At 67.5% G+C, this 23103-nt stretch carries 22 protein-coding genes; 6 read left to right on the top strand and 16 right to left on the bottom strand.

Annotation, left to right across the window (positions count from 1 at the left end; genetic code table 11):
- Positions 1–246: 246 nt before the first annotated feature.
- From ACFOD9_RS10635 to ACFOD9_RS10600, 8 genes are all read right to left on the bottom strand, one after another.
- The gene (locus tag ACFOD9_RS10635; protein ID WP_379510095.1) at positions 247–2268 is read right to left on the bottom strand and encodes an acetyl-CoA carboxylase biotin carboxylase subunit; all 2022 of its coding nucleotides are present in this window, start codon (positions 2266–2268) and stop codon (positions 247–249) included.
- A 17-nt stretch (positions 2269–2285) separates the two neighbouring features.
- On the bottom strand, positions 2286–3569 hold the full coding sequence (locus tag ACFOD9_RS10630; protein ID WP_379510094.1) for an O-acetylhomoserine aminocarboxypropyltransferase: 1284 nt from the start codon (positions 3567–3569) through the stop codon (positions 2286–2288).
- A gap of 37 nt (positions 3570–3606) precedes the next feature.
- Positions 3607–5754, bottom strand: a complete 2148-nt coding sequence (scpA, locus tag ACFOD9_RS10625) for a methylmalonyl-CoA mutase (protein WP_379510093.1) — start codon at positions 5752–5754, stop codon at positions 3607–3609.
- Position 5755: 1 nt separating this feature from the next.
- Positions 5756–6547 carry an enoyl-CoA hydratase-related protein gene (locus ACFOD9_RS10620; RefSeq protein ID WP_379510092.1) on the bottom strand — a complete coding sequence of 264 codons (792 nt, stop codon included), beginning with the start codon at positions 6545–6547 and terminating at the stop codon, positions 5756–5758.
- Positions 6547–6984: a methylmalonyl-CoA epimerase gene (gene mce / locus ACFOD9_RS10615; protein ID WP_379510091.1), complete on the bottom strand. Its 438-nt coding sequence runs from the start codon at positions 6982–6984 to the stop codon at positions 6547–6549. Before mce ends, ACFOD9_RS10620 begins: the two co-directional genes overlap by 1 nt.
- 1 nt (position 6985) lies before the next feature.
- The gene (gene bktB / locus ACFOD9_RS10610) at positions 6986–8164 is read right to left on the bottom strand and encodes a beta-ketothiolase BktB (RefSeq protein ID WP_379510090.1); all 1179 of its coding nucleotides are present in this window, start codon (positions 8162–8164) and stop codon (positions 6986–6988) included.
- 20 nt (positions 8165–8184) lie between these two features.
- The gene (locus ACFOD9_RS10605; protein WP_379510089.1) at positions 8185–9711 is read right to left on the bottom strand and encodes an acyl-CoA carboxylase subunit beta; all 1527 of its coding nucleotides are present in this window, start codon (positions 9709–9711) and stop codon (positions 8185–8187) included.
- Between the two features lie 134 nt (positions 9712–9845).
- The gene (locus ACFOD9_RS10600; protein ID WP_379510088.1) at positions 9846–11486 is read right to left on the bottom strand and encodes a lysine--tRNA ligase; all 1641 of its coding nucleotides are present in this window, start codon (positions 11484–11486) and stop codon (positions 9846–9848) included.
- A gap of 196 nt (positions 11487–11682) precedes the next feature.
- Between ACFOD9_RS10600 and ACFOD9_RS10595 the strand changes: the two genes are divergently transcribed.
- From ACFOD9_RS10595 to ACFOD9_RS10585, 3 genes are all read left to right on the top strand, one after another.
- Positions 11683–11844, top strand: a complete 162-nt coding sequence (locus ACFOD9_RS10595) for a hypothetical protein (protein WP_379510087.1) — start codon at positions 11683–11685, stop codon at positions 11842–11844.
- A gap of 67 nt (positions 11845–11911) precedes the next feature.
- Positions 11912–14746 (top strand): ATP-dependent DNA helicase, encoded by a 2835-nt coding sequence (locus tag ACFOD9_RS10590; RefSeq protein WP_379510086.1) that lies wholly within the window; start codon positions 11912–11914, stop codon positions 14744–14746.
- Between the two features lie 36 nt (positions 14747–14782).
- Positions 14783–15334 carry a SixA phosphatase family protein gene (locus tag ACFOD9_RS10585; RefSeq protein ID WP_379510085.1) on the top strand — a complete coding sequence of 184 codons (552 nt, stop codon included), beginning with the start codon at positions 14783–14785 and terminating at the stop codon, positions 15332–15334.
- Between the two features lie 31 nt (positions 15335–15365).
- Here ACFOD9_RS10585 and ACFOD9_RS10580 read toward each other — a convergent pair whose 3' ends face one another.
- From ACFOD9_RS10580 to rpmF, 5 genes are all read right to left on the bottom strand, one after another.
- Positions 15366–15854 (bottom strand): MerR family transcriptional regulator, encoded by a 489-nt coding sequence (locus tag ACFOD9_RS10580; protein ID WP_379510084.1) that lies wholly within the window; start codon positions 15852–15854, stop codon positions 15366–15368.
- Positions 15855–15874: 20 nt separating this feature from the next.
- Positions 15875–16171: an integration host factor subunit alpha gene (locus ACFOD9_RS10575; protein ID WP_379510083.1), complete on the bottom strand. Its 297-nt coding sequence runs from the start codon at positions 16169–16171 to the stop codon at positions 15875–15877.
- 368 nt (positions 16172–16539) lie between these two features.
- A complete protein-coding gene (locus ACFOD9_RS10570) occupies positions 16540–17511 on the bottom strand; it encodes a beta-ketoacyl-ACP synthase III (protein WP_379510082.1) in 972 nt (323 codons plus the stop codon).
- Complete coding sequence (plsX, locus tag ACFOD9_RS10565; protein ID WP_379510081.1) at positions 17508–18587, bottom strand: phosphate acyltransferase PlsX; 1080 nt, start codon at positions 18585–18587, stop codon at positions 17508–17510. Before plsX ends, ACFOD9_RS10570 begins: the two co-directional genes overlap by 4 nt.
- A gap of 25 nt (positions 18588–18612) precedes the next feature.
- Positions 18613–18792, bottom strand: coding sequence for a 50S ribosomal protein L32 (gene rpmF, locus ACFOD9_RS10560; protein ID WP_379510080.1), 180 nt, complete (start codon positions 18790–18792; stop codon positions 18613–18615).
- Between the two features lie 151 nt (positions 18793–18943).
- Between rpmF and ACFOD9_RS10555 the strand changes: the two genes are divergently transcribed.
- Positions 18944–19336, top strand: a complete 393-nt coding sequence (locus ACFOD9_RS10555) for an MAPEG family protein (RefSeq protein ID WP_379510079.1) — start codon at positions 18944–18946, stop codon at positions 19334–19336.
- A 211-nt stretch (positions 19337–19547) separates the two neighbouring features.
- Here the strand turns inward: ACFOD9_RS10555 and ACFOD9_RS10550 are convergent, their stop codons facing one another.
- Both ACFOD9_RS10550 and ACFOD9_RS10545 read right to left on the bottom strand, forming a co-directional pair.
- Positions 19548–20207, bottom strand: a complete 660-nt coding sequence (locus ACFOD9_RS10550) for an MBL fold metallo-hydrolase (RefSeq protein ID WP_379510078.1) — start codon at positions 20205–20207, stop codon at positions 19548–19550.
- Between the two features lie 41 nt (positions 20208–20248).
- A complete protein-coding gene (locus ACFOD9_RS10545) occupies positions 20249–20914 on the bottom strand; it encodes a S24 family peptidase (RefSeq protein WP_379510077.1) in 666 nt (221 codons plus the stop codon).
- 94 nt (positions 20915–21008) lie between these two features.
- On the opposite strand from ACFOD9_RS10545, the gene ACFOD9_RS10540 reads away from it, so the two are divergent.
- Positions 21009–21197, top strand: coding sequence for a hypothetical protein (locus tag ACFOD9_RS10540; protein WP_379510076.1), 189 nt, complete (start codon positions 21009–21011; stop codon positions 21195–21197).
- A complete protein-coding gene (locus tag ACFOD9_RS10535) occupies positions 21187–21582 on the top strand; it encodes a hypothetical protein (RefSeq protein WP_379510075.1) in 396 nt (131 codons plus the stop codon). The genes ACFOD9_RS10540 and ACFOD9_RS10535 overlap by 11 nt, the downstream gene beginning before the upstream one ends.
- Before the next feature lie 43 nt (positions 21583–21625).
- On the opposite strand, the gene cysS is transcribed toward ACFOD9_RS10535, so the two are convergent.
- Entirely contained in the window at positions 21626–23086 is a 1461-nt protein-coding gene (cysS, locus tag ACFOD9_RS10530; protein ID WP_379510074.1) for a cysteine--tRNA ligase, read from the bottom strand.
- Between the last annotated feature and the right edge of the window lie 17 nt (positions 23087–23103).

Below are 23103 nucleotides of genomic sequence, written 5' to 3'. Positions count from 1 at the left end.
CTTATGAGATGTGGAGCGGCTTCGCCGCCTGTCGTGGCCCCTTTGCGCCTTTGCGCCTTTGCGCGAATCTCCCTCCTTCTCCGCGTCTCCGCGCCTCCGCGTGAACCCATTCCTTCTCTGCGCCCCTGCGCGAACCAGATGAAAAGGGCCGAGGTTGCCCCCGGCCCTTTGCATTGAAGATAGCTCACAGCATCGCAACCGGCACCGGTCCCGGGGCGAGCCCGGGACGACACCTGCTGGCTGAGCCTATTCCAGTTCGAGGATGATCGCGTCGACCGCCAGGCTCTCGCCGGCCTTGGCGTTCACCTTCTTGACCGTGGCCGACTTTTCGGCGCGCAGGATGTTTTCCATCTTCATGGCTTCGACCACGGCGAGCGGCTGGCCGGCCTCGACCTTGTCGCCTTCCGCCACGTTGAGCGAAACCAGCAGGCCGGGCATCGGGCAGATCAGGAACTTCGACAGGTCCGGCGGGACCTTTTCGATCATGTGCCGGGTGAGATGCGCGACATGGGCGGGGAGGATTTCCACCTTGTGGATCGCGCCGCGGGTGGTGAGCTTGAGGCCCGAACGCGTGGGTTCGACCTTGAGCGCCAGTTCGTCGCCATCGGCCTCGGCGAAGACCACGCGGTCACCGGGGGTATATTCCATGGCGAGATCGACGATCCTGCCATCGACCGACACGTCGTCGGCATCGACCTCCACCGCGAAAGTGGTGCCACCCAGCTTGATCGACCAGCCGAACGGCGGCGGCAGGTGATGGGCGAGCTGGCCATCGACATTGCGCGCGCGATCGGCGCGGGCCGTGGCGATGAACCCGGCGACGGCAGCAAGCTTGGCCTTCAGTTCCTCGCTGGTGGCCGCCCCGGTGAAGCCCTCCGGGTATTCCTCGGCGATGAAGCCGGTGGTCAGCTCGCCCGAGCGGAAGCGCGGGTGCTGCATGATCGCGTTGACGAAATCGATGTTGTGGCCAAGCCCCTCGATCTCGAAGGCATCGAGCGCAGCGATCTGCTTGTCGGCCGCTTCATCGCGCGTTTCGCCCCAGGTGATCAGCTTGGCGATCATCGGATCGTAGAACATCGAGACTTCGCCGCCTTCATAGACGCCATCGTCGACCCGCACGCCATCGACGCCGCGCCGGCCGTTCTCGGCGCCATCGTCCTCCCAGCCGGGAACCGGCGGGTTGTAGCGCACGAGGCGGCCGGTGGAGGGCAGGAAGCCGCGATAGGGATCTTCGGCATAGACGCGGTTCTCGATCGCCCAGCCATCGATCTTCACGTCGTCCTGGGTCAGGCTGAGCTTCTCGCCGGCGGCAACGCGGATCATCTGCTCGACCAGGTCGATCCCGGTGATCGCTTCGGTGACCGGGTGCTCCACCTGGAGGCGGGTGTTCATTTCGAGGAAATAGAAGCTCTCGCCGCTGGGATCGGCGCCCGAGACGATCAGTTCGACCGTGCCCGCCGAGTAATAGCCCACGGCCTTCGACAGGGCGACGCACTGTTCGCCCATGGCTTTCCGCATCTTGGGCGTAACGAAGGGCGACGGGGCTTCTTCCACCACCTTCTGGTGGCGGCGCTGGATCGAGCATTCGCGCTCGTTGAGATAGAGTACGTTGCCGTGCTGGTCGCCCAGGATCTGGATCTCGATGTGGCGCGGGTTGAGGATGAACTTCTCGATGAACACGCGGTCATCGCCGAAGGAATTGAGGCCTTCGCGCTTGGTGGCCTCGAAGCCCTCGCGCACGTCCTTTTCGTTGTAGGCCAGGCGCATCCCCTTGCCGCCGCCGCCGGCCGAGGCCTTCATCATCACCGGATAGCCGATCTCGTTCGAGATCCGCACCGCGTGCTCGGTATCCTCGATTTCGCCGACGAAGCCGGGGACGACGTTGACGCCGGCCGCCTTGGCGAGCTTCTTCGATTCGATCTTGTCGCCCATGGCGGCGATCGCATTGACCGGCGGGCCGACGAAGGCGATGCCCTCGGCGGCGAGCGCCTCGGCAAAGGAGGTGCGTTCCGAGAGGAAGCCATAGCCCGGATGCACCGCATCGGCGCCGGTCTGCTTGGCGGCGGCGATGATCTTGTCGGCGATCAGGTAGGACTGGGCGGCGGGCGCCGGGCCGATGTGCACGGCTTCATCAGCCATGGCCACGAAGGGCGCGCGCGCATCGGCATCGGAATAGACCGCCACGGTCTGGATGCCCATGCGGCGGGCCGTCTTGATCACGCGGCAGGCGATTTCGCCACGGTTTGCGATCAGGATTTTCTTGAACATGGGCTCTCTTTCCAGTCTCAGATCTGTTCCAGCGCCTGGGCCAGGTCAGCGATGATGTCGTCGATGTGTTCGATGCCGACCGAGACGCGAACCGTGTCGGGTCCGGCGCCGGCGGCTTGCAGTTCTTCCTCGCCCAGCTGGCTGTGCGTGGTCGAAGCCGGGTGGATGATCAGCGAGCGGGTGTCGCCGATATTGGCGAGCAGGCTGAACAGCTTGACCGAGGAGACGAGCTTGACCCCGGCCTCGTAGCCGCCCTTCACGCCGAAGGTGAAGACCGCCCCGCCCTTGCCGCCAAGATACTGGCGGGCAAGCTGGTGATAGGGATCTTCCGGCAGGCCGGCGTAGGACACCCAGGCCACCTTGGGGTGGTTCTGGAGCCATTGCGCGAGGGTTTGCGCGTTGGCGCAGTGGCGCTCCATCCGCAGCGACAGGGTTTCCATGCCGGTGAGCGTGAGGAAGGCGTTCATCGGGGCCATGGCCGGGCCAAGATCGCGCAGGCCCAGCACCCGGCAGCCGATGATGAAGGCGATCGGGCCGACCGGCGCGAGGGCGTCGGTCAGCACGGCGCCGTGATAGCTCGGGTTGGGCGCAGTGAGCGAGGGGAACTTGTCCGAAGCGGCCCAATCGAACTTGCCCGAATCCACGATAAGGCCGCCGACCGAATTGCCGTGGCCGTTGAGGAACTTGGTGCAGGAATGGACGACGATGTCGGCCCCGTGCTCGATCGGGCGGCAGAGCATGGGGGTGGCCATGGTGTTGTCGACCACCAGCGGCACGCCAGCCGCATGGGCGACATCGGCGATGGCGCGGATGTCCTGGACCACGCCGCCGGGGTTGGCCAGGCTCTCGATGAAGACCGCGCGGGTCTTGTCATTGATGGCGGCGGCCACCTCGGCCGGATCGTCGGCATCGACGAAAACCGCCTTCCAACCGAACTTGGCGAAGGAGTGCGCCAACTGGTTAAGCGAGCCGCCATAGAGCTTCTTGGCCGCGACGATCTCGCAGCCCGGCTCCATCAGGGTGTGGAACACGAGGAACTGCGCGGCATGGCCCGAGGCCACGCCCAGCGCGCCCACCCCGCCTTCCAGCGCCGCGATCTTCGCTTCGAGCGCGGCGTTGGTGGGGTTCATGATGCGCGAATAGATGTTGCCGAATTCCTGGAGGCCGAACAGCCGCGCGGCATGTCCGGCATCGTCGAACACGTAGCTCGCCGTCTGGTAGATCGGCGTGATGCGGGCCTTGGTCGTCGGATCGGGTTCGCACCCGGCGTGGACGGCCATGGTTTCAGGCTTGTGCGACATCGTGTCCCCCCGTGTGGAGTTTCGGCGACCCCAAAGGTTATTCGGCGACTTCGAGCTTCTGGTCCAGCGGCGGCATATTGTGGCCGAGCAGGCGCAGCATATCGGCCGCGCATTCGACCACGTTGGAACCCGGGCCGTAGATGCCCTGGACGCCGGCCTCGCGCAGGTAATCATAGTCCTGCGGCGGGATCACGCCGCCGGCGACGACCTTGATGTCAGGCCGGCCGGCGGCCTTGAGGTGGCCGATCAGTTCGGGGATCAGGGTCTTGTGGCCGGCCGCGAGGCTGGAGGCGCCGACCGCGTCGACATCGTTTTCGAGCGCCAGCTTGCAGGCTTCCTCGGGCGTCTGAAACAGCGGGCCGGAGGTGACGTCGAAGCCCATGTCGGAGAAGGCCGAGGCGATGACGTTGGCGCCGCGATCGTGGCCGTCCTGGCCCATCTTGGCAACGAGCAGGCGCGGCTTGCGCGAGAGGCGGCGGGTGACGGCTTCCACGCCGTCGAGCACCTGCTGGTAGCGATCGTCGCCGGCATAGGCCGAGCCGTAGACGCCCTTCACCGGGGTCGGCTGGGTGCCGTAGCGGCCGAACACGGCTTCCATCGCATCGGAGATTTCGCCGAGCGTGGCGCGTTCGCGGGCGGCATCGACCGCGAGGGCCAGCAGGTTGCCGCCGGCCTTCGCGCCCTCGGTCAGCGCGGCGAGCGCGGCCTGGCACTTGCCCTCGTTCCGGGCGGCGCGGGTGGCCTTGAGGCGGGCGATCTGGCCTTCGCGGACCACGTGGTTGTCGATATCCAGCGTTTCGAGGTGATCCTCGCTGGCGAGGCGATACTTGTTGACGCCAACGATCACGTCCTCGCCCTTGTCGACCCGCGCCTGGCGGGCGGCAGCAGCTTCCTCGATCATCGCCTTGGGCCAGCCGGCGCCGACCGCCTTGGCCATGCCGCCTTCGGCCTGGACGCGGGCAATGATTTCCCAGGCCTGGTCGACCAGTTCCTGGGTCAGCGCCTCGATGTAGTACGAGCCGCCGAGCGGATCGACCACGTTGCACATCCCGGTCTCTTCCTGGATGACGATCTGGGTGTTGCGGGCGATGCGGGCGGAGAAATCGGTGGGGAGGGCGATGGCTTCATCGAGCGCATTGGTGTGGAGCGACTGGGTGCCGCCCAGCATCGCGGCCATGGCCTCGATCGTGGTGCGGATGACGTTGTTGTAGGGATCCTGCTCCTGCAAGCTCACGCCCGAGGTCTGGCAGTGGGTCCGCAGCATCTTGGAGCGTTCGTCCCTGGCGCCAAGCTGGGTCATCGCGCGGTGCCACAGGACGCGGGCGGCGCGCAGCTTGGCCACTTCCATGAAGAAGTTCATGCCGATGGCGAAGAAGAACGAGAGGCGGCCGGCGAACTTGTCGATATCGAGGCCCGAGGCCACGCCGTAGCGGACATAGTCCATGCCGTCGGCAATGGTGAAGGCCAGCTCCTGGACCTGGGTCGCCCCGGCTTCCTGCATATGGTAGCCGGAGATGGAAATGGAGTTGAATTTCGGCATCTTGGCGCTGGTATAGGCGAAGATGTCGGAGATGATCCGCATCGAGGGTTCGGGCGGATAGATGTAGGTGTTGCGGACCATGAACTCCTTCAGAATGTCGTTCTGAATGGTTCCGTCCAGCTTTTCGGTGGGAACGCCCTGTTCCTCGCCGGCGACGATGAAGAAGGCGAGGATCGGGATCACCGCGCCGTTCATGGTCATCGAGACCGACATCTGATCGAGCGGGATGCCGTCGAACAGGATCTTCATGTCCTCGACGCTATCGATCGCCACGCCGGCCTTGCCGACATCGCCGACCACGCGGGGATGGTCGCTGTCATAGCCGCGGTGGGTGGCGAGGTCGAAGGCGACCGAAAGCCCCTTCTGGCCCGCCGCCAGATTGCGGCGATAGAAGGCATTCGATTCCTCGGCGGTCGAGAAGCCCGCGTACTGGCGGATGGTCCACGGCCGGCCGGCATACATCGAGGCGCGCACGCCGCGGGTGAAGGGCGCGAAACCGGGCAGGCCGGGTTCGACGGTCACGTCCTCGGCGGTGTAGAGCGGCTTGACGGCGATGCCTTCCGGCGTCTGCCAGGTCAGGTCCCTGCCCTTGACTTCCTTGGCGGCGGCGGCCTGCCACTGGTCGATGCTGGGTTTGTCGGTCATCTTACTGGCCCTTGAACTGCGGCTTGCGCTTCTCGCCGAAGGCGGCGATCGCCTCGGCAAAATCGGCGGTGCGGCCAAGCCGCGACTGGTTGTCGCGCTCGTGATCGAGCGTGGCGTTGAAATCATGATCGAGCGCGAAGGCAACCTGGCGGCGGATCGCGCCGATGGCCTGCGACGGCCCCGCGGCAAGCTTCGCGGCCAGGCCTTGCGCCGTGGCCAGCGCCTCGCCATCGGGCACCACGCGGGTGACAAGGCCGGCTGCCTTGGCCTCGGCCGCGCTCATCCGGTCGCCGGTCAGCGCCATGTCGAGCGCGCGGGCGCGGCCGGCGCTGCGGGCGACCAGCCAGGTGGCGCCGGCATCGGGCACCAGCCCAATGTTGACGAAAGCAAGCAGCAGGTAGGCGCTCTCGGCCATCACCACGATATCGCCCGACAGCGCGAGCGACAGCCCCGCCCCCGCCGCCGGACCGCTCAGCGCGGTCACCACCGGGATCGGCAGTTCGGCCAGCAGGCGCGAAAACGGATTGTAGGCTTCATCGACCAGTGGCCCCAGGTCTTCCGGCAGGCCTTCATAGCCCTGGCCATCGGCCTGGATATCGGCGCCGGAACTGAAGAACCGGCCCTCGCCGGTCAGCACCAGCGCGCGGGCGCCACCGGCCACGGCCTCGCGGATCGCGGCGGACAGTTCGGCAAAGACACCCGGGGTGAGCGCGTTGAGCTTGTCGGGCCGGTTGATCGCCACCGTGGCGACATCGCCCTGGCGGCTGGCGGTGATGAACGTCCACTGCGCCATCAGTGCGCGCCCTTGGGGGTTTCCATGATCTCGGTGAGCTGGCCGCCCATGTCCTTGGGGTGGACGAAGAAGATCAGCGTGCCGTGGGCGCCGATGCGCGGTTCACCCAGCACGCGCTTGCCCAGGCTCTCGAACCAGGCCTTGGCCTGGTGGATATCGGGCACTTCGTAGCAGATGTGGTGCTGGCCGCCCAAGGGATTGCTCACCAGCCACTTGCCCACGGCCGAATCGGTCGCAGTGGGCTGGAGCAGTTCGATCTGGGTGCCGGAGGTGCCGTTTTCGCCCGGCGTGTTGACGAAGCACACGCGGACCTGCTGGCTTTCCAGCACGAACGGCTCGGTGATGTCAGTCGCGCCCATCACGTCGCGGTAAAAGGCGATCGAGGCATCGAGGTCCGGGGTGGCGACGCCGATGTGGTTGAGACGGCCAAGTTTCATGTCAGACGCGCTCCACGACCATGGCGATGCCCTGACCGCCGCCGATGCACATGGTGATCAGGCCATATTTGCCGCCCGTGCGCTGCAATTCGTAGACCGCCTTCACGGTCAGGATCGCGCCGGTCGCCCCGATCGGGTGGCCAAGGCCGATGCCCGAGCCGTTGGGGTTGGTTTTCGCGGGATCGAAGCCGAGCTGCTTGGCGACGCCGCAGGCCTGGGCCGCGAAAGCCTCGTTGGCCTCGATCACGTCGATCTGGTCGAGCGTCAGGCCGGCGCGCTTCAGGGCCACCGGCACGGCCTTGACCGGGCCGAGGCCCATGGTGCCCGGCTCGACCCCGGCATGGCCCCAGCCGAGGATCCTGGCCAGGGGCTTCAGCCCCTTGTCGGCCACGGCCTTGCCGCTGGCGAGAACCACGGCGGCGGCGCCATCGTTGATGCCCGAAGCGTTGCCGGCGGTCACCGTGCCGTCCTTGACGAAGGCGGGGCGAAGGCCGGCCATCGATTCCAGGCTGGCATCGGCGCGGACGTGTTCATCGGTGTCGAACACGGCGGTGCCCTTGCGGGTCTTGATCTCCACCGGGACGACCTGGCTCTTGAAGCGACCTTCCGCGATGGCGGTGGCGGCGCGGCGGTGGCTTTCCACCGCAGCCTCGTCCTGCTGCTCGCGGGTGATCTGGCACAAGGTTGCCACGTTTTCAGCCGTGACGCCCATGTGGATGTTCTCGAAGGGATCGTGCAGCGCGCCGAGCATCATGTCCTGCAAGGCCATGTCGCCCATCTTCTGGCCGTTGCGGCTGCCTTCGAGCACGCGCAGCGCGCCCGACATGACTTCGGTGCCGGCGCCGATCGCGATCTCGTGTTCGCCCAGCGCAATGGCCTGGGCGGCCGAGACGATCGCCTGCAAGCCCGAGCCGCACAGGCGGTTGACGTTCATCGCCGGGCTTTCGATCGGAATGCCGGCGTTGACCGCCGCCACGCGCGAAACGTAGGCATCCTTGGGCTGGGTCGGCACGACGGTGCCCACCACCACGTTTTCGACGTCAGCCGCCGCAATGCCGGCCCGCGCGATGGCTTCCTTCATCACCAGCGTGCCCAGCTCGGCCGGGCGGAAGGAGGAAAGCGAACCGCCGAACGCGCCGATGGCGGTGCGGGCGCCGGAAACGATGTAGATCTCGGTCATGATGGTGCGATCCTTTCCGCTCACAGCGGAATGTTGTCGTGCTTCTTCCACGGATTTTCCAGCGCCTTGTTACGCAGCTTCCTGAGGCCCAGGGCGATGCGGCGGCGGGTGGAATGGGGGTGGATCACCTCGTCGATGAAGCCCTTGCCGGCGGCGACGAAGGGATTGGCGAAGCGGTCTTCGTATTCCTTCGTCTTCTCGGCGATGCCTTCGGGCGAGAGGCCGCGGAAGATGATCTCCACCGCGCCCTTGGCGCCCATCACCGCGATCTCGGCGGTGGGCCAGGCATAGTTGAGATCGCCGCGCAGGTGCTTGGAAGCCATGACGTCATAGGCGCCGCCATAGGCCTTGCGGGTGATCACGGTGATCTTGGGCACGGTGGCTTCGGCATAGGCGAACAGCAGCTTGGCGCCGTGCTTGATGATGCCGCCCATTTCCTGCGAGGTGCCGGGCAGGAAGCCGGGCACGTCGACGAAGGTCAGGATCGGAATGTTGAAGGCATCGCAGAAGCGCACGAACCGCGCGGCCTTCTTCGACGAATTGATATCGAGGCAGCCGGCCAGGACCATCGGCTGGTTGGCGACGACGCCGACGGTCTTGCCCTCGATCCGGCCGAAGCCGCACAGGATGTTGCCGGCATGGCCCGGCTGGATCTCGAAGAAATCGCCTTCATCCAGCGTCTTGCGGATCACCTCGTGCATATCATACGGCTGGTTGGCCGAGGCGGGGATGATCGTGTCGAGGCTGTTCTCCAGCCGGTCCCACGGATCGGCGCTGGGCCGCTCGGGCACTTCTTCCTTGTTCGACAGCGGCAGGAAATCGAAGAATTCGCGCGCCGCCAGCAGCGCCTCGACATCGTTTTCCAGCGCGAGGTCGGCCACCGAGGTCTTGGTGGAATGGGTGATTGCGCCGCCCAGTTCCTCTTGCGTCACGATCTCGTTGGTCACCGTCTTGACCACGTCGGGGCCGGTGACGAACATATAGGAGCTGTCCTTCACCATGAAGATGAAGTCGGTCATCGCCGGCGAATAGACCGCGCCGCCCGCGCACGGCCCCATGATGAGGCTGAGCTGCGGGACCACGCCCGAGGCGTTGACATTGCGCTGGAATATCTCGGCATAGCCGCCCAGCGAGGCGACGCCTTCCTGGATGCGGGCGCCGCCCGAATCGTTGAGCCCGATCACCGGCGCGCCGACCTTCATCGCCATGTCCATGATCTTGCAGATCTTCATCGCGTGGCGTTCCGAAACGGCGCCACCGAACACGGTGAAATCCTGGGCGAAGACGAAGACCAGCCGGCCGTTGATCGTGCCCGAGCCGGTGACCACGCCGTCGCCGGGGATGGTGTTTTCCGGCATCCCGAAATCGACGCAGTTATGCTCGACATACATATCGACTTCCTCGAACGAATGTTCGTCGAGGAGGATCTCCAGCCGCTCGCGGGCGGTCAGCTTGCCCTTGGCGTGCTGGGCATCGATACGCTTGCTGCCACCACCCATGCGGGCTGCGGCGCGGCGCTTTTCCATTTCTGCGACATTGGCGGACATTGCCGGGTTATCCCCCCTTGAAGTTCCGGGACTCTGGCCTCGCGCTAAGGCACGGGGGATTTCCCGCGTCAATAGGTTTTAATCGATCGATTAACAGGCCGGTGGATCGCCGGGCGCGGTCAGCCCGCCCCCGTTCACGCGCCGCCGAGCGCCTCGGCGATCAGTTTGCGGGTGTTCTCGACGCCATAGAGCGCGATGAAGCTGCCCATGCGCGGGCCTTGGGCGGAGCCGAGCAGGGTTTCGTAAAGCGCCTTGAACCAGTCGCGCAGGGCTTCGAAGCCGAAGTGGGGATCCTTGCCGATCTCGTAGACGAGGTTCTGGAGTTCCTCGGCCGTGGCGGTTTCGTCCATGCCGGCCAGCTCCTCGTCGAGCGCGGCCAGCGCCTTGGCCTCGTTCGCGTCGGGCTTGCGGCGCACGAGGGTGGGGGCGATGAAATCGCGGTTGTAGGCCAGCGCCTTGCCGACGAGATTGTCGAGCGCGGGGTGCGCGGCGGGATCGGCGTTTTCCACGTAGTTGCCGAGATAGGACCAGACCTGGTCGCGGCTGGCATTGGCCCCCAGCACGCCGACGAGGTTGAGCAGGAGGCCATAGGTGACCGCCAGCCCCTTATCCACGCCTTCACCCTCGCCCTGCGGCGCACCGTTGGTCCGCAGCAAGTGCCACACCGGGTTGCCGAGCTGCTGTTCGATCGGCTGGGCGGGCAGCTTCTCGCGGAACTGCCAGTATTCGTCGACCGCGCGCGGGATGATGCCGACGTGCAGGCTCTTGGCGCTCTTGGGCTCGCGGAACAGGTAGAAGCCGAGGCTTTCCTCGCTGCCGTAGGTCAGCCACTGCTCGATGGTGAGGCCGTTGCCCTTGGACTTGGAGATCTTCTCGCCCTTCTCATCAAGGAACAGCTCGTAGATCAGGCCTTCGGGGCGCTGGCCGCCCAGCACGCGGGCGATGCGGCCGGACTGGGTGACGCTATCGGTCAGGTCCTTGCCGCACATCTCGTAATCGACGCCGAGCGCCACCCAGCGCATCGCCCAGTCGACCTTCCATTGCAGCTTGGCCTGGCCGCCGAGAATGCAATGGTCGATATCCTCGCCCAGATCGTGGAAGCGCACGATCCCGGCCTCGGCATCGAGCACGGTGACCGGCACCTGGAGCACCTGGCCGGTGGTGGGCGAGATCGGCAGGACCGGGGAATAGGTCTGCCGGCGTTCCTCGCGCAGGGTGGGCAGCATGATGTCCATGATCGCCTGCCAGTTCCTGAGGACACCGCGCAGGGCTTCGTCGAACTGGCCGGAATTGTAGCGATCGGAGGCCGAGACGAATTCATAGTCGAACCCGAAGCGGTCGAGAAAGTCACGCAGCATCGCGTTGTTGTGATGGGCGAAACTTTCATAGCGATCGAACGGATCGGGAATGCGGCTCAGCGGATGGCCGATGTGGGCGGCAAGCAGGCCCTGGTTGGGAATGTTGTCGGGCACCTTGCGAAGCCCGTCCATGTCGTCCGAGAAGGCCACCAGCCGGGTGGGCGCGGCCGCCCCGGATTCATTGGCGGTCAGGACTTCGTAGGCGCGGCGCACCAGCGTGGTCCGCAGGACTTCCTGGAACGTGCCGATGTGCGGCAGGCCCGAGGGGCCGTAGCCAGTCTCGAACAACACGGGAGCGCCGCTCTGCTTGCCTTGCGGGAAGCGCTTGAGGAGCTTGCGCGCCTCCTCGAACGGCCAGGCCTTGGAAACCTGGGCGGCGGCAAGCACTTCGGGCGAGGTCAGGGCGGCGTCAGTCATGGGCCGCGCTCTTGCGGATGGCGGCGGCTGGTGCAAGCCCTTTTCCCCTTGCGGGACGCCCCCGGCCCCGGCCCGTCGCAAGCTCGGGAACCCAAGCCGGCCCGGATCATTGCGTTCGATTGAGGGGGCACGGACGGACCTGCCCGGATCGCCCGCCCTCCGCTTCGTCAGGGGAGCTCTCATGGGCCTATCTCGCATGATGTTGTCCGGTGCCACCATCTCCGGTTCCCGCCCCGACCGCTGGCTTGCGCCGCACCAGACGCTCGATCCGTGCATGAGGCGGCTGACCTATGGCCCGATCAAGCCGATGGACTGGTCGGACCGGCCGTTCTGGCAGCGGCTGATCGGGCGGGCCTGACGGGTCGGCGGCCATCCGCGCCGCCGGCCGTGTTTACTTTTCGTTCCGCGCCCGGCATGGATCGGGAATGCCCGCCCTCACCCTTCCCGCGCTTCATGCCAGCCATGGCGGCTGCTGGCTGCACGAAGGCGGGCGCCAGGACCAGTCGGGAACGGGCCAGGCGCGAACAGGCCGATCGGCAACACGGGCCATCGGCAAGGGCGAGGCGATCATGGCCGCCGCCGATACGCCGGTGGTCCTGCTCAACGCGCCGCTGGTCGCCAGCCGGCTGGGCTATCCCGACCTCAACGGGCTGGACCTGCTGGAACTGTTCGCCTTCATCCATCCCGCGCGCTTCGTGGTGCCCACGCCCAAGGGGCTGGCCCACGCGCTGGGCCTCGCCGAGCCGGACAGCGATGGCGCCGTGCCCGAATTCCTCCTCGCGGCGGCCGGCGTCCTGCTCGATACCTGCGGCTCGGCGCACTGGGCCGAGCGCGATGGCGCCTGGACCCAGCTCCAGTCGCTCGCCCGCCTGCGCTGGACCTGGGCGCCCCTCCTGGCCGGCCACATCGCCCGGCCCGAGCGCGCCGAGCGCTGGCTGTTCTCGCGCCTGCCCGAATGGGACGAGGCGCCCGAGCGGCCCCAGCCGGCCCAGACCCTGCTCGACGATGAGGCGGTCACCGCGCGGCTGGCGCAGCTGACCGGCAGCGGCGCGGAACAGCGCCCCAGCCAGCAGGCCTATGCCCGCGAAACCGCCCGGGCCTTCGCCCCGCGCCGCAAGGAAGGCCAACCGCACCTGGTCCTCGCCCAGGCCGGCACCGGCATCGGCAAGACGCTGGGCTATCTCGCGCCCGCCTCGCTGTGGGCGCAGGAAAGCGGCGGCACGGTCTGGGTCTCGACCTATACCAAGGCCTTGCAGCGCCAGTTGCGGCGCGAAAGCCGGCGCGCCTGGCCGGGGCCGCGCGCCGATGGCAGCCAGCCGGTGGTGGTCCGCAAGGGCCGGGAGAACTACCTGTGCCTGCTCAACCTGGAAGACGCCTTGCAGGGCGGCTTCAACGGGCGGGCGGCAATCCTGGCGCAGCTGGTGGCGCGCTGGGCCAGCTACACCCAGGACGGCGACCTGGTTGGCGGCGACCTGCCCGGCTGGCTTGGCACCCTGTTCCGTCAGCGCGGGATCGCCGCGCTGACCGACCGGCGCGGCGAATGCGTCTATGCCGGCTGCCCGCACTATCGCAAATGCTTCATCGAACGCGCCGCGCGGGCCAGCGCCCAGGCCGATCTGGTCATCGCCAACCACGCGCTGGTGATGGTCAACGCCGCGCGCGGCAGAGATCATGCCCAGCGCCCCACCCGGATCGTGTTCGACGAGGGCCATCACGTGTTCGAGGCGGCCGATTCCACCTTCGCCGCCGCGCTCACCGGCACCGAGGCGATCGAACTGAGGCGCTGGGTGATCGGCCCCGAGCGCGGCACCAAGGGCCGGCGGCGCGGGCTTTCGGCGCGGCTGGCCGATATCGCCTCCTATGACGAGGCCGGCGCCGAGGCGATCGCCGCCGCGCGCGAGGCGGCCGAAGCCTTGCCCGCCGACGGCTGGCTCCAGCGGCTGGCCGAAGGCGCGCCCTCGGGCGAGATCGAGGAGCTGCTGGCCGGCGTGCGCGCGCTGGTCCATGCGCGCGATGAAAGCGGCGGGCAGGAAGCGGGCTATGGCCTGGAAACCGAAGCCGCGCAGTTGCCGGGCGAATTCATCGAACTGGCCGGCAAGGCGCAGGGCGCTCTGGCCGGCCTGCGCCAGCCGCTGGTGCGCCTCGGCGCCCGGCTGGAGGCGATCATGGCCGACCCGCCCGACTGGCTCGATGGCGCCGGCCGCGCCCGGATCGAGGGCGCGCGCCATTCGCTGGCCTGGCGGATCGACCTGATCGCCGCCTGGGAAGCCCTGCTCCAGCGGCTGGGCGGCCCGGTCGACCCGGAATTCGTCGACTGGCTGGCGGTGGACCGTTCCGACGCGCGCGAATTCGACATCGGCCTGCACCGGCGCTGGCTCGATCCGATGAAGCCCTTTGCCCGGGTGGTGCTGGAAGGCGCCCACGGGGTGATGATGACCAGTGCCACCCTGACCGACCGGGCAAAGGATGGCCGGGCGAAGGACAACCAGGAGAAGGATGGCTCGCAAGCCCCGGGCCAGGTGGACTGGGATTCGGCCGTGGCCCGCACCGGCGCGGCCCACGTGGATGCGGCCCCGCGCCTGTTCGCGGCGGAAAGCCCGTTCGACTATGCCGCCCAGGCCGAGGTGCTGATCGTCACCGACGTGCCCAAGGGCGACATTTCGGCCCTGGCCGGCGCCTATGGCCGGCTGATCGAGGCGGCCGGCGGCGGGGCGCTGGGCCTGTTCACCGCGATCCGCCGGCTGCGCGCGGTCCACGGCCGCATCGCCGACCGGCTCGCCCGCGGCGGCCTGCCGCTCTATGCCCAGCACGTCGATCCGATCGACACCGGCACCCTGGTAGATATCTTCCGCGACGATCCCCGCTCCAGCCTGCTCGGCACCGATGCCCTGCGCGACGGGGTGGACGTGCCGGGGCGCTCGCTGCGGCTGGTGGTGATGGAACAGGTCCCCTGGCCCAAGCCCTCGATCCTCCACCGCGCCCGGCGCGCGGCGAGCGGGGGATCCGCGGCGGACGACCGGCTGATCCGCGCGCGGCTGGCCCAGGCCTTCGGCCGGCTGATCCGCAGCAAGGACGATCATGGCCACTTCGTCGTGCTCTCCTCCGCCTTCCCCAGCCGGCTGCTCGGCGCCTTCCCGCCTGGCACGCCGATCCACCGCCTGACGCTTGCGGAGGCTTTACAACGGGTGAGCGCGGGGGTTCATGGCCCACGCGGCGAATCCCGCCCGCACGAGGAGGCTGATCAGGCGCGCGATGGATGAGCTTTGCGGGCATGATGCGGCCATGGTGATCTTGCGATGAAGAAGCTTCTCGGCCTGTTCCGCCACGCCAAGTCCGACTGGCACGATGCGACCGCGCGCGATTTCGACCGGCCGCTGAACCAGCGCGGGCGCAAGGGCGCGGCGGTGATGGGGCGGCACATCGCCGAGCACGGCGTCCTGTGGCAGCGGGTCATCGCCTCGCCGGCGGTGCGCGCGGCCCAGACCATCGAGATGGCGGCCGAGGCGGCGGGGCGCACGGTGCCGGTGGAATGGGACCGGCGGATCTACCTCGCCTCCTCGGCCACCCTTGCCGACCTCCTGCGCGAAATCCCCGAGCCGACCCGCGCGGTCCTGCTGGTCGGCCACAATCCCGGGCTGGAAGACCTGATCTTCGACCTGGTGCCCGACGATGGCTCATCGCCCTTGCGCGACCTGGTCGAGGAAAAGTTCCCGACCGCGACCTATGCCGTGCTGGAACTCGACGTGGGCAAATGGGCCGATCTCGACGACGGCTGCGCCCGCCTGGTCCACCTGATGCGCCCGCGCGATCTCGATCCCGACCTTGGGCCGGTGCTGATCGACGATTGACCCCGGCCAGCGGGAAGCCCCGCGGGCCTGCTCAGCCGCCAGCCGACGCGAGCCGGGCGCGAATGTGCTTCAGGCGATCGACAAGGTGGGCGCCCCCTGCCGACGCGGGCGCCGGACTGGCGGCAACAGGTTCGGTCCGCTCCGCCACGGCTTCGGCGCCGCGCCCTTCGATCGCCAGCCGGGCGCCGCGCAGGGTATAGCCTTCGTGGTGGACCAGGCGATCGATCAACTGGACCAGGGCGATGTCCGCCGGGCGATAGTAGCGGCGGCTGCCACTGCGCTTGAGCGGCCGCAGCATCGGGAACTGCTCCTCCCAGTAGCGCAGCACGTGCTGGCGGATGCCCAGCGCGCTGGCCACCTCGCCGATGGTCCGCAGGGCATCGGCGGCTTTTCCGTCGGCAAAGGGAGCCGCGACAACGCGCGCCGCGCCAAGGCCACCTCTGCCCGCTGCTGGCTGGCCCGCCACCGGCAGGTCCGCCGGGGTGGAATCGAACAGCGAGAACGGCGGAGCTTCCGGCATGGACATCTATCCCGAGGGGCTCACAGCCCGCAAATCTGGTCCTTCAGCATCTGGCTGGCGCGGAAGGTGAGCACGCGGCGCGGGGTGATCGGCACCTCGACGCCGGTTTTCGGATTGCGGCCGATCCGCTCCGCCTTGTCGCGCAGCAGGAAAGTGCCGAAGCCGGAGATCTTCACATTTTCGCCTTCGGCCAGGGCATCGCACATATGGCCCAGGATGGATTCGACCATGCCCAACGATTCACTGCGTGAAAAGCCAAGCCGGCGATTGATCGCATCGGCCAGATCGGCACGCGTAAGCGTACTCATCGAACGCATCTAAGCCCCTTCCCCAAGTTGACCTGCGACCCCTTGATTTCCCACGTGCAAGACTATCAACGGATTGGCGAAACGCAACGCAATCGCTTGTGCGGGATGGGATTTTTTCAGAAATCCGGCAAATTGTCGGCCATTTTCCCGATAATCCATCACCAAAGTTAGGAGCCGCGCCGCATCAATCAGCCCCGATCAGGCCCGATCAGGCCCGATCATGCGCTTCCCGAGCGGGACTCCTGCCCACGAGAGAATCGGCCGGGAATTGGGATTCGGATCCAGCTTAGCGGACGAACCGGGCGTCGAAAACCGGCCGGGCGTCGAAAACCGGCCGGGCGTCAAACGCAGATCAAGCGCCAGACGCAGATCAGGCGTCAGAAGCGGATAAGGCTGGCGCCCCAGGTGAAGCCGCCGCCCATCGCCTCGAGCATGACCAGCTGGCCGGGCTGGATCCGTCCGTCCCGCACCGCCACGTCAAGCGCCAGCGGCACCGAGGCGGCCGAGGTGTTGGCGTGCTGGTCGACCGTGACCACCACCTTGTCGGGCGAGAGGCCAAGTTTGCGGGCCGTGCCGTCAAGAATGCGCTTGTTGGCCTGGTGCGGCACCACCCAGTCGAGGTGCTCGGCCGGCAGGCCGGCGGCTTCCAGAACTTCGCGCAGCACGTCGGCCAGATTGGTCACCGCGTGCTTGAACACTTCCTTGCCGCGCATCCTGAGCTTGCCGACCGTGCCGGTGGTGGACGGCCCGCCATCGACGAACAGCAGCTCGTTGTGCTGGCCATCGGCGTGGAGGCGGGTGGCGAGAATGCCGGGGCCGTGGGCCTCGTCAACCTCGCGCGCTTCCAGCAGGATCGCGCCGGCACCGTCGCCGAACAGGACGCAGGTGGTGCGGTCTTCCCAGTCGAGGATGCGGCTGAAGGTTTCCGCGCCGATCACCAGCGCGCGCCGGGCCATGCCCGAGCGCAGCATCGAATCGGCCACGCCCACCGCATAGAGGAAGCCCGAGCAGACCGCCGCCACGTCGAAGGCGATGCCGCCATTGGCGCCCAGCGCGTCCTGGACGATCGTGGCCGTGGCCGGGAAGGTCTGGTCGGGCGTGGCCGTGGCCAGCACGATCAGGTCGACGCTGGCCGGATCGACGCCGGCCGCCGCGCAGGCCGCGCGGGCCGCCTGGGTGCCCAGCGAGCTGGTGGTTTCCCCCTCGCCCGCGATGTAGCGCTGGCGGATGCCGGTGCGCTCGACGATCCACTCATCCGTCGTGTCGACCATGGCCGCCATTTCGGCGTTGGTCACGCAGCGCCGCGGCAGGGCCGAGCCGGTTCCGATCACCACCGAGCGACGGGTCATTCGGGATTTCCTTCGCGCTTCTTGCTGCCGTTGCGGGCCGAGCGGAGCAGGCCATCGGCCCCCACGCGGGCAAGGTCGGCGTGGATGCGCTGGGTCAGGTCTTCTTCCAGCAGGCGCGCGGCCACGGCCACGGCATTGGCGACGCCCACGGCGTTGGCGCTGCCATGGCTTTTCACCACGACCCCGTTGAGGCCGAGGAAGACCGCGCCGTTGTGGTTGTTGGGATCGAGATGGTGCTTGAGCAGCTCGGTGGCGGGGCGCGAGATCAGGAAGCCGATCTTCGAGCGCAGCGACGAGGCGAAGGACCGGCGCAGCAGGTCGGCCACGAAACGCGCCGTGCCTTCCACCGCCTTGAGCGCGATATTGCCGGAAAAGCCGTCGGTCACGGCAACGTCGACATCGCCGCGGCAGATCTTGTCGGCCTCGGTGAAGCCCTCGAAGCTCATCGCCAGCTTGTCGGCCGCGGCCTTCAGCTCGGTGGCGGCCAGCTTGAGGTCGTCGGTGCCCTTGTTGTCCTCGGTGCCGATGTTGAGCAGCTTCACCCGCGGCGATTCGAGGCCTGTGACGATGCGCGAATAGGCCGCACCCATGATCGCGAACTGGACGAGGTTGCGGGCATCACACTCGGTATTGGCGCCCAGATCGAGCATGATCAGGTCATTGTCGCCGAGCGTGGGCAGCAGCGCGGCCAGCGCCGGCCGGTCAATCCCCGGGAGCGTCCGCAGCGCCAGCTTGCTGATCGCCATCAGCGCGCCGGTATTGCCGGCGGACACCGCCGCCCCGGCCTCGCCGCGCTTCACCGCATCGACGGCCATGCCCATCGACGTGGTCTTGGCGCGGCGCAAGGCCTGGCTCGGCTTGTCCTCGCCGCTGATCGTGTCAGGCGCGTGGAGGACTTCCGACGCGGCCTTGAGGTTGGGATGATTCTCGAGCGCGGCGCGAATCTGCGGCTCGTCACCGACCAGCAGGAACTTGAACCGGTCATGCCGCCGGCGGGCAAGCGCCGCGCCTTCGACCATGACGCGCACGCCCACATCCCCGCCCATCGCATCGACGGCGATACGCGGCAGGTTCATCCCCCCAAACCCCTGCGGTTACGGCTCAGAGGCCGACAGCGACGATCTCGCGACCGTTGTAGTGACCGCAGGCGTTGCACAGGTTGTGCGGGCGCTTCAGTTCGCCGCAGTTCGAGCATTCGTGGAAAGCGTCGACAGTCAGCGCGTCGTGGCTGCGGCGCATACCCCGGCGGGACGGGGACGTTTTTCTCTTGGGGACAGCCATTTCGGCACCTGTTCCTGAATTCTACAATCTGTCGAGGACCGCGGCCTGCCAGTGCGGGGCTGCGGAGCGAAGGCGCGCCTATAGCGATTTTGTCGTGCGTTGCAAGCATTGCCGGGCTAGCACGCGAAGCAATTCAACGGGGGGATGAACCATGTTGCTGCAAACCACACTGAGCCTTGCCGCGGCCGCGGCGATCATCAACTTCTGGCTGGGCATCCGCATCGGCCAGTTGCGCCATCGGCACAAGGTCTCGGTCGGCACCGGCGGGCACGAGGCGATCGAGCGCCGGATGCGCGCGCAGCTGAACTTTGCCGAGAACGTGCCGCTGGTGCTCATCCTGATCGGCCTGATCGAGGCCGCGCAGAAGGGCGGCCAGTGGCTGGCCCCGGTGGGCGCCGCCTTCATGCTCGGCCGGGTGCTGCATGGCCTGGGGATGGACGGCGGCTCGCTGCAATGGGGCCGCGGCCTCGGCACGATGACCACCATGCTGACCGCGATCGGCCTGGCCGTGGTCGCCGTGCTGATCGCGCTGGGGCAGATGTAACGGACGCGAGCTTGTTCCACTGACGTGGAAACGGCACCAGCCCGCTCCCCCACCCGGCCACCCATGGCAAGGTATTCTATGGGTGGCCGGCCCTCTACCACCTGAACATCCCCCGGATGTTCAGGTGCAAACGAGACGGGAGCGGGCTGGTGCCGCACCTGTTTCAGCCAGGCTGAAACAGGCTTCAGGCGCCCCGGGACGACGCCCGCGCCTATCCGAAGTTGCGGTCGGCCACGAAGGGGTTGGTGCGGCGTTCGTGGCCGAAGGTGCCGGTGGGGCCGTGGCCGGGGATGAAGGTCGTCTCGTCGCCCAGCGGCCAGAGCTTTTCGGTGATCGAGCGGATCAGGTCTTCGTGGTTGCCGCGCGGGAAATCGGTGCGCCCGATCGAGCCGGCAAACAGGACATCGCCCACCACCGCGAGGTGCGAGGGGGCGTGGTGGAACACCACGTGGCCCGGCGTGTGGCCGGGGCAATGGATCACGTCGAGCTCGATCTGGCCGAAGCGGACCTTGTCGCCATCCTTGAGCCAGCGATCCGGCTCGAAGCTGTGGCCTTCCATGCCATAGCGCGAGGCCGGATCGTCGAGCTTCTCGATCCAGAAGCGATCGTCCTCGTGCGGGCCTTCGATCGGCACGCCCAGGTCCTGCGCCAGAACGCCGGCCATGCCGCAATGGTCCATGTGGCCGTGGGTGACGAGAATCTTCTCCACCGTGATCCCGGCCTTCGCGATTCCCTCCTTCAGGCGCGGCAGGTCACCGCCCGGATCGACGAGCACGCCGCGCATCGTGGCGGTGCACCACAGGAACGAGCAGTTCTGTTCAAAGGCCGTGACGGGGACGATCGCGGCGCGCAGCGGAAGGGTTTCGGTCATGGAGCCAGCAGATGGCGGCTCCGGCGGCGGGAATCAATGGCTCACAGCCGCCCGCTCTTCCACACCACCCGGCCCACGATCTCGACCTCGTCGGGCGCCAGTTCGATCGGGCGGTAGGCCGGGTTCTGGCTTTCCAGCACGACGCGGCCGGGAACGCCGGTCTGCACGCGCTTGACCATCAGGCTGTCGCCCACCCGCACGACGTGGACCCCATCGCGCAAGGGGCGCGGGGTGCGATCGACGAGGATCTCGTCGCCATCGCGCAGCAGCGGCTCCATCGAATCGCCCGCGACGAGAATCGCGCTGAGCTGGCCCGGCTCGAATCCCTGCTGGCGCAGCCACCGGGCGGAAAAGCGCAGGGCGCCCACCGCCTCGTCGGCGCCGGGAAAGGCGCCCGGCCCGGCCGAGGCTTCGACCGCGAGGCGCGGAATATCCAGCCAGACAGGGCTGACGCCGCGTTTACCAGCCAAGTTGCTGACAGATGCGGAGGAATTATACTCCGGCGCGCCCAGATCCCCCTCCGCCACGCCAAGGAATTCGGCCAGGCGGCGGCGGTCCTGCTCCTCCAGCTTGCGCGGGCTGCCCTTGCGGACAAATTGCTGGAGATACGTGGAATTGCGGCCAATCAGGGCCGACAGCGCGGCAAGGCTCACCCCCTGTTCGGTGGCAAGGGCAAGCAGGCGGGCGCGGGGATCGGTGGTAACCATGAATCCTGCATAGGCGAAGTATTTTTCCTAGACAAGTAGGATTTCCACCGTGATGTAATCGTTTCAACGAGACCGAGTCGGAGCCGGAAACACAATGCTGCTCACCAAGATCGAACGGTTCCTGCGGGAAACAGGAATGCCGTGGACCAAGTTCGGACGCCTCGCCACCCACGATCCGCGCTTCGTGCAGGATCTCCGCAACGGCCGCACGCCCCGCACCCATACCGCGAAACGTGTGGAACATTTCATGAACGAATTCAGGAGGAACCCCCATGCTGCATGAGCGTCGCGCCATTCTCGAACGCAAGGCGGCGATCCGCCCACACCACGACCGCAACCGGCCGCGCCCCCACCCGCGCGGCAACTGGATGCGCCTGCTGGGCCAGGTGCTCAAGCTGGCCGGCGGCCACGGCGACCTGCTGCGCCATGATGAACGGCCCTGGGCCAGCGTGACCTTCTCGGGCGCGCGCCACACCCTGGCCCTCGCCTTCGCCGGCGCCGACGCGATCGCCGCGGCCGAACGGGTGATCGCCGAACTGGCCGACCACGAATTCGACATTCCCGGCCACATCGTCGCCGATGCCCAGGTCCGCGAAGTCAGCCACCAGCACGTGCCGACCGCGCAGCTGACCATGGAGATCGAGATCCTGCTGCTCGAGGACCTGTAAGGCCCGAGCCGGGTTCCGCGCAGAGACGAGCGGCCGGCGGCTTTCAGCCCAGCGCCCACTCCCAGCCGAGCGGATCGCCGTCCATCACCTCCACGCCCTGCCCGGCCAGTTCGTCGCGCAGGGCGTCGGAGCGGGCGAAGTCCTTGGCCGCGCGGGCCTCCTTGCGGGCGGCGAGCGCGGCTTCGATTTCGGCTTCGGTGATGGTCGCGGCCTTGGGGCGCAGGCGCAGGTCGGCGCGGGCGAGGCCCAGCAGGTTCAGGCCGAGAACGGCGTCGATCGCGGCAATCGTGGCGAGCTTTTCGGCCGGATCGGCCTTCTTGAGCGCCACGACCTCATCCAGCACGGTGAGCGCCACGGCGGTGTTGAGATCGTCGGAGATCGCGGCGTCGAACCGTTCGAGGAAGGGCTGGAACTTGCCCGATGCGGCCCCCGCCGGGGCATCGGCGCGCGCCTTCAGGGCATCGACCTGCATCACCATGCGCTTCAGCCGGGTGAGCGCGGCGGCGAGGCCTTCCCAGGAAAATTCCAGCTCGCTGCGGTAATGCGCCTGGAGGCACATCAGGCGGTAGGCGAGCGGGTGGAAGCCCTTGTCGATCAAGAGTTGCAGCCGCAGGAACTCGCCCGAGGACTTGCTCATCTTGCCACTGCGCTCAACCAGGAAATTGTTGTGCATCCACAGGCGCGCGCCGCTGTTGGCCGCAAGGTCAAGGCCATCGGTGCAGCAGAAGGCCTGGTTCTGGGCGATCTCGTTGGGGTGGTGAATCTCGCGGTGATCGATCCCGCCGGTGTGGATGTCGAACGGGAAGCCCAGCACCTCGCCGCTCATCACCGAGCATTCCAGGTGCCAGCCCGGCGCGCCCCGGCCCCACGGGCTGTCCCATTCCATCTGGCGCTTCTCGCCCGGCGGGGTCTTGCGCCAGATCGCGAAGTCGGCGGCATTGCGCTTGCCTTCCACGGCCTCGATCCGGCCCTCTCCTTCCTCGGTCTGGGCGCGGGCGAGCCGGCCATAGTCGGCCACGGTGGAGACGTCGAAATAGAGGCCGCTGTCCAGCTCGTAGCAGTGGGCGGGAGCGATCTTCTTCGCAAAGTCCAGCATCTGGGGCACATAGTCGGTCGCCACGGTCCACCGCGCCGGCTGGCGGATGCCCAGCGCCTGCACATCGGCCCAGTAGGCCTGCTTGTAGTGTTCGGCGATGTCCCAGATCGAGCGCGCCTCGGCCCGGGCCATCTTCTCCATCTTGTCCTCGCCGGCATCGGCATCGTCGGTGAGGTGGCCCACATCGGTGATGTTGATCACGTGGGTGAGCTTGTAGCCCTTGAAGCTCAGCGTGCGGCCCAGCACATCGGCGAACACATAGGCGCGCATATTGCCGATGTGCGGGTAGTTGTAGACCGTGGGTCCGCACGAATAGACCCGCGCTTCCCCGGGGTGGACCGGCTGGAATGGCTCCATCTGGCGCGTGAGGCTGTTGAACAGGACGAGCGGGGGGCTGGTGTCGGTCATGGCGCGCAGCGCCTTGC

Origin of the sequence: Novosphingobium bradum (assembly GCF_042646485.1) — a bacterium.
GTDB lineage: Bacteria > Pseudomonadota > Alphaproteobacteria > Sphingomonadales > Sphingomonadaceae > Novosphingobium > Novosphingobium bradum.
Note: the sequence above shows the minus strand (reverse complement) of the source record. Positions and strands in the feature narration are given on the sequence as shown.

Bases quoted from the DNA above. Each gene is read 5' to 3' on its own strand.
- plsX (WP_379510081.1), bottom strand. From the start codon at position 18,587: ATGAACCTGCCGCGTATCGCCGTCGATGCGATGGGCGGGGATGTGGGC.
- rpmF (WP_379510080.1), bottom strand. From the start codon at position 18,792: ATGGCTGTCCCCAAGAGAAAAACGTCCCCGTCCCGCCGGGGTATGCGC.
- ACFOD9_RS10575 (WP_379510083.1), bottom strand. From the start codon at position 16,171: ATGCGTTCGATGAGTACGCTTACGCGTGCCGATCTGGCCGATGCGATC.
- cysS (WP_379510074.1), bottom strand. From the start codon at position 23,086: ATGACCGACACCAGCCCCCCGCTCGTCCTGTTCAACAGCCTCACGCGC.
- ACFOD9_RS10555 (WP_379510079.1), top strand. From the start codon at position 18,944: ATGTTGCTGCAAACCACACTGAGCCTTGCCGCGGCCGCGGCGATCATC.
- ACFOD9_RS10605 (WP_379510089.1), bottom strand. From the start codon at position 9,711: ATGTCCGCCAATGTCGCAGAAATGGAAAAGCGCCGCGCCGCAGCCCGC.
- ACFOD9_RS10580 (WP_379510084.1), bottom strand. From the start codon at position 15,854: ATGCCGGAAGCTCCGCCGTTCTCGCTGTTCGATTCCACCCCGGCGGAC.
- scpA (WP_379510093.1), bottom strand. From the start codon at position 5,754: ATGACCGACAAACCCAGCATCGACCAGTGGCAGGCCGCCGCCGCCAAG.
- ACFOD9_RS10550 (WP_379510078.1), bottom strand. From the start codon at position 20,207: ATGACCGAAACCCTTCCGCTGCGCGCCGCGATCGTCCCCGTCACGGCC.
- mce (WP_379510091.1), bottom strand. From the start codon at position 6,984: ATGAAACTTGGCCGTCTCAACCACATCGGCGTCGCCACCCCGGACCTC.
- ACFOD9_RS10635 (WP_379510095.1), bottom strand. From the start codon at position 2,268: ATGTTCAAGAAAATCCTGATCGCAAACCGTGGCGAAATCGCCTGCCGC.
- bktB (WP_379510090.1), bottom strand. From the start codon at position 8,164: ATGACCGAGATCTACATCGTTTCCGGCGCCCGCACCGCCATCGGCGCG.
- ACFOD9_RS10590 (WP_379510086.1), top strand. From the start codon at position 11,912: ATGCCCGCCCTCACCCTTCCCGCGCTTCATGCCAGCCATGGCGGCTGC.
- ACFOD9_RS10630 (WP_379510094.1), bottom strand. From the start codon at position 3,569: ATGTCGCACAAGCCTGAAACCATGGCCGTCCACGCCGGGTGCGAACCC.
- ACFOD9_RS10540 (WP_379510076.1), top strand. From the start codon at position 21,009: ATGCTGCTCACCAAGATCGAACGGTTCCTGCGGGAAACAGGAATGCCG.
- ACFOD9_RS10570 (WP_379510082.1), bottom strand. From the start codon at position 17,511: ATGACCCGTCGCTCGGTGGTGATCGGAACCGGCTCGGCCCTGCCGCGG.
- ACFOD9_RS10620 (WP_379510092.1), bottom strand. From the start codon at position 6,547: ATGGCGCAGTGGACGTTCATCACCGCCAGCCGCCAGGGCGATGTCGCC.
- ACFOD9_RS10600 (WP_379510088.1), bottom strand. From the start codon at position 11,486: ATGACTGACGCCGCCCTGACCTCGCCCGAAGTGCTTGCCGCCGCCCAG.
- ACFOD9_RS10535 (WP_379510075.1), top strand. From the start codon at position 21,187: ATGCTGCATGAGCGTCGCGCCATTCTCGAACGCAAGGCGGCGATCCGC.
- ACFOD9_RS10545 (WP_379510077.1), bottom strand. From the start codon at position 20,914: ATGGTTACCACCGATCCCCGCGCCCGCCTGCTTGCCCTTGCCACCGAA.
- ACFOD9_RS10585 (WP_379510085.1), top strand. From the start codon at position 14,783: ATGAAGAAGCTTCTCGGCCTGTTCCGCCACGCCAAGTCCGACTGGCAC.
- ACFOD9_RS10595 (WP_379510087.1), top strand. From the start codon at position 11,683: ATGATGTTGTCCGGTGCCACCATCTCCGGTTCCCGCCCCGACCGCTGG.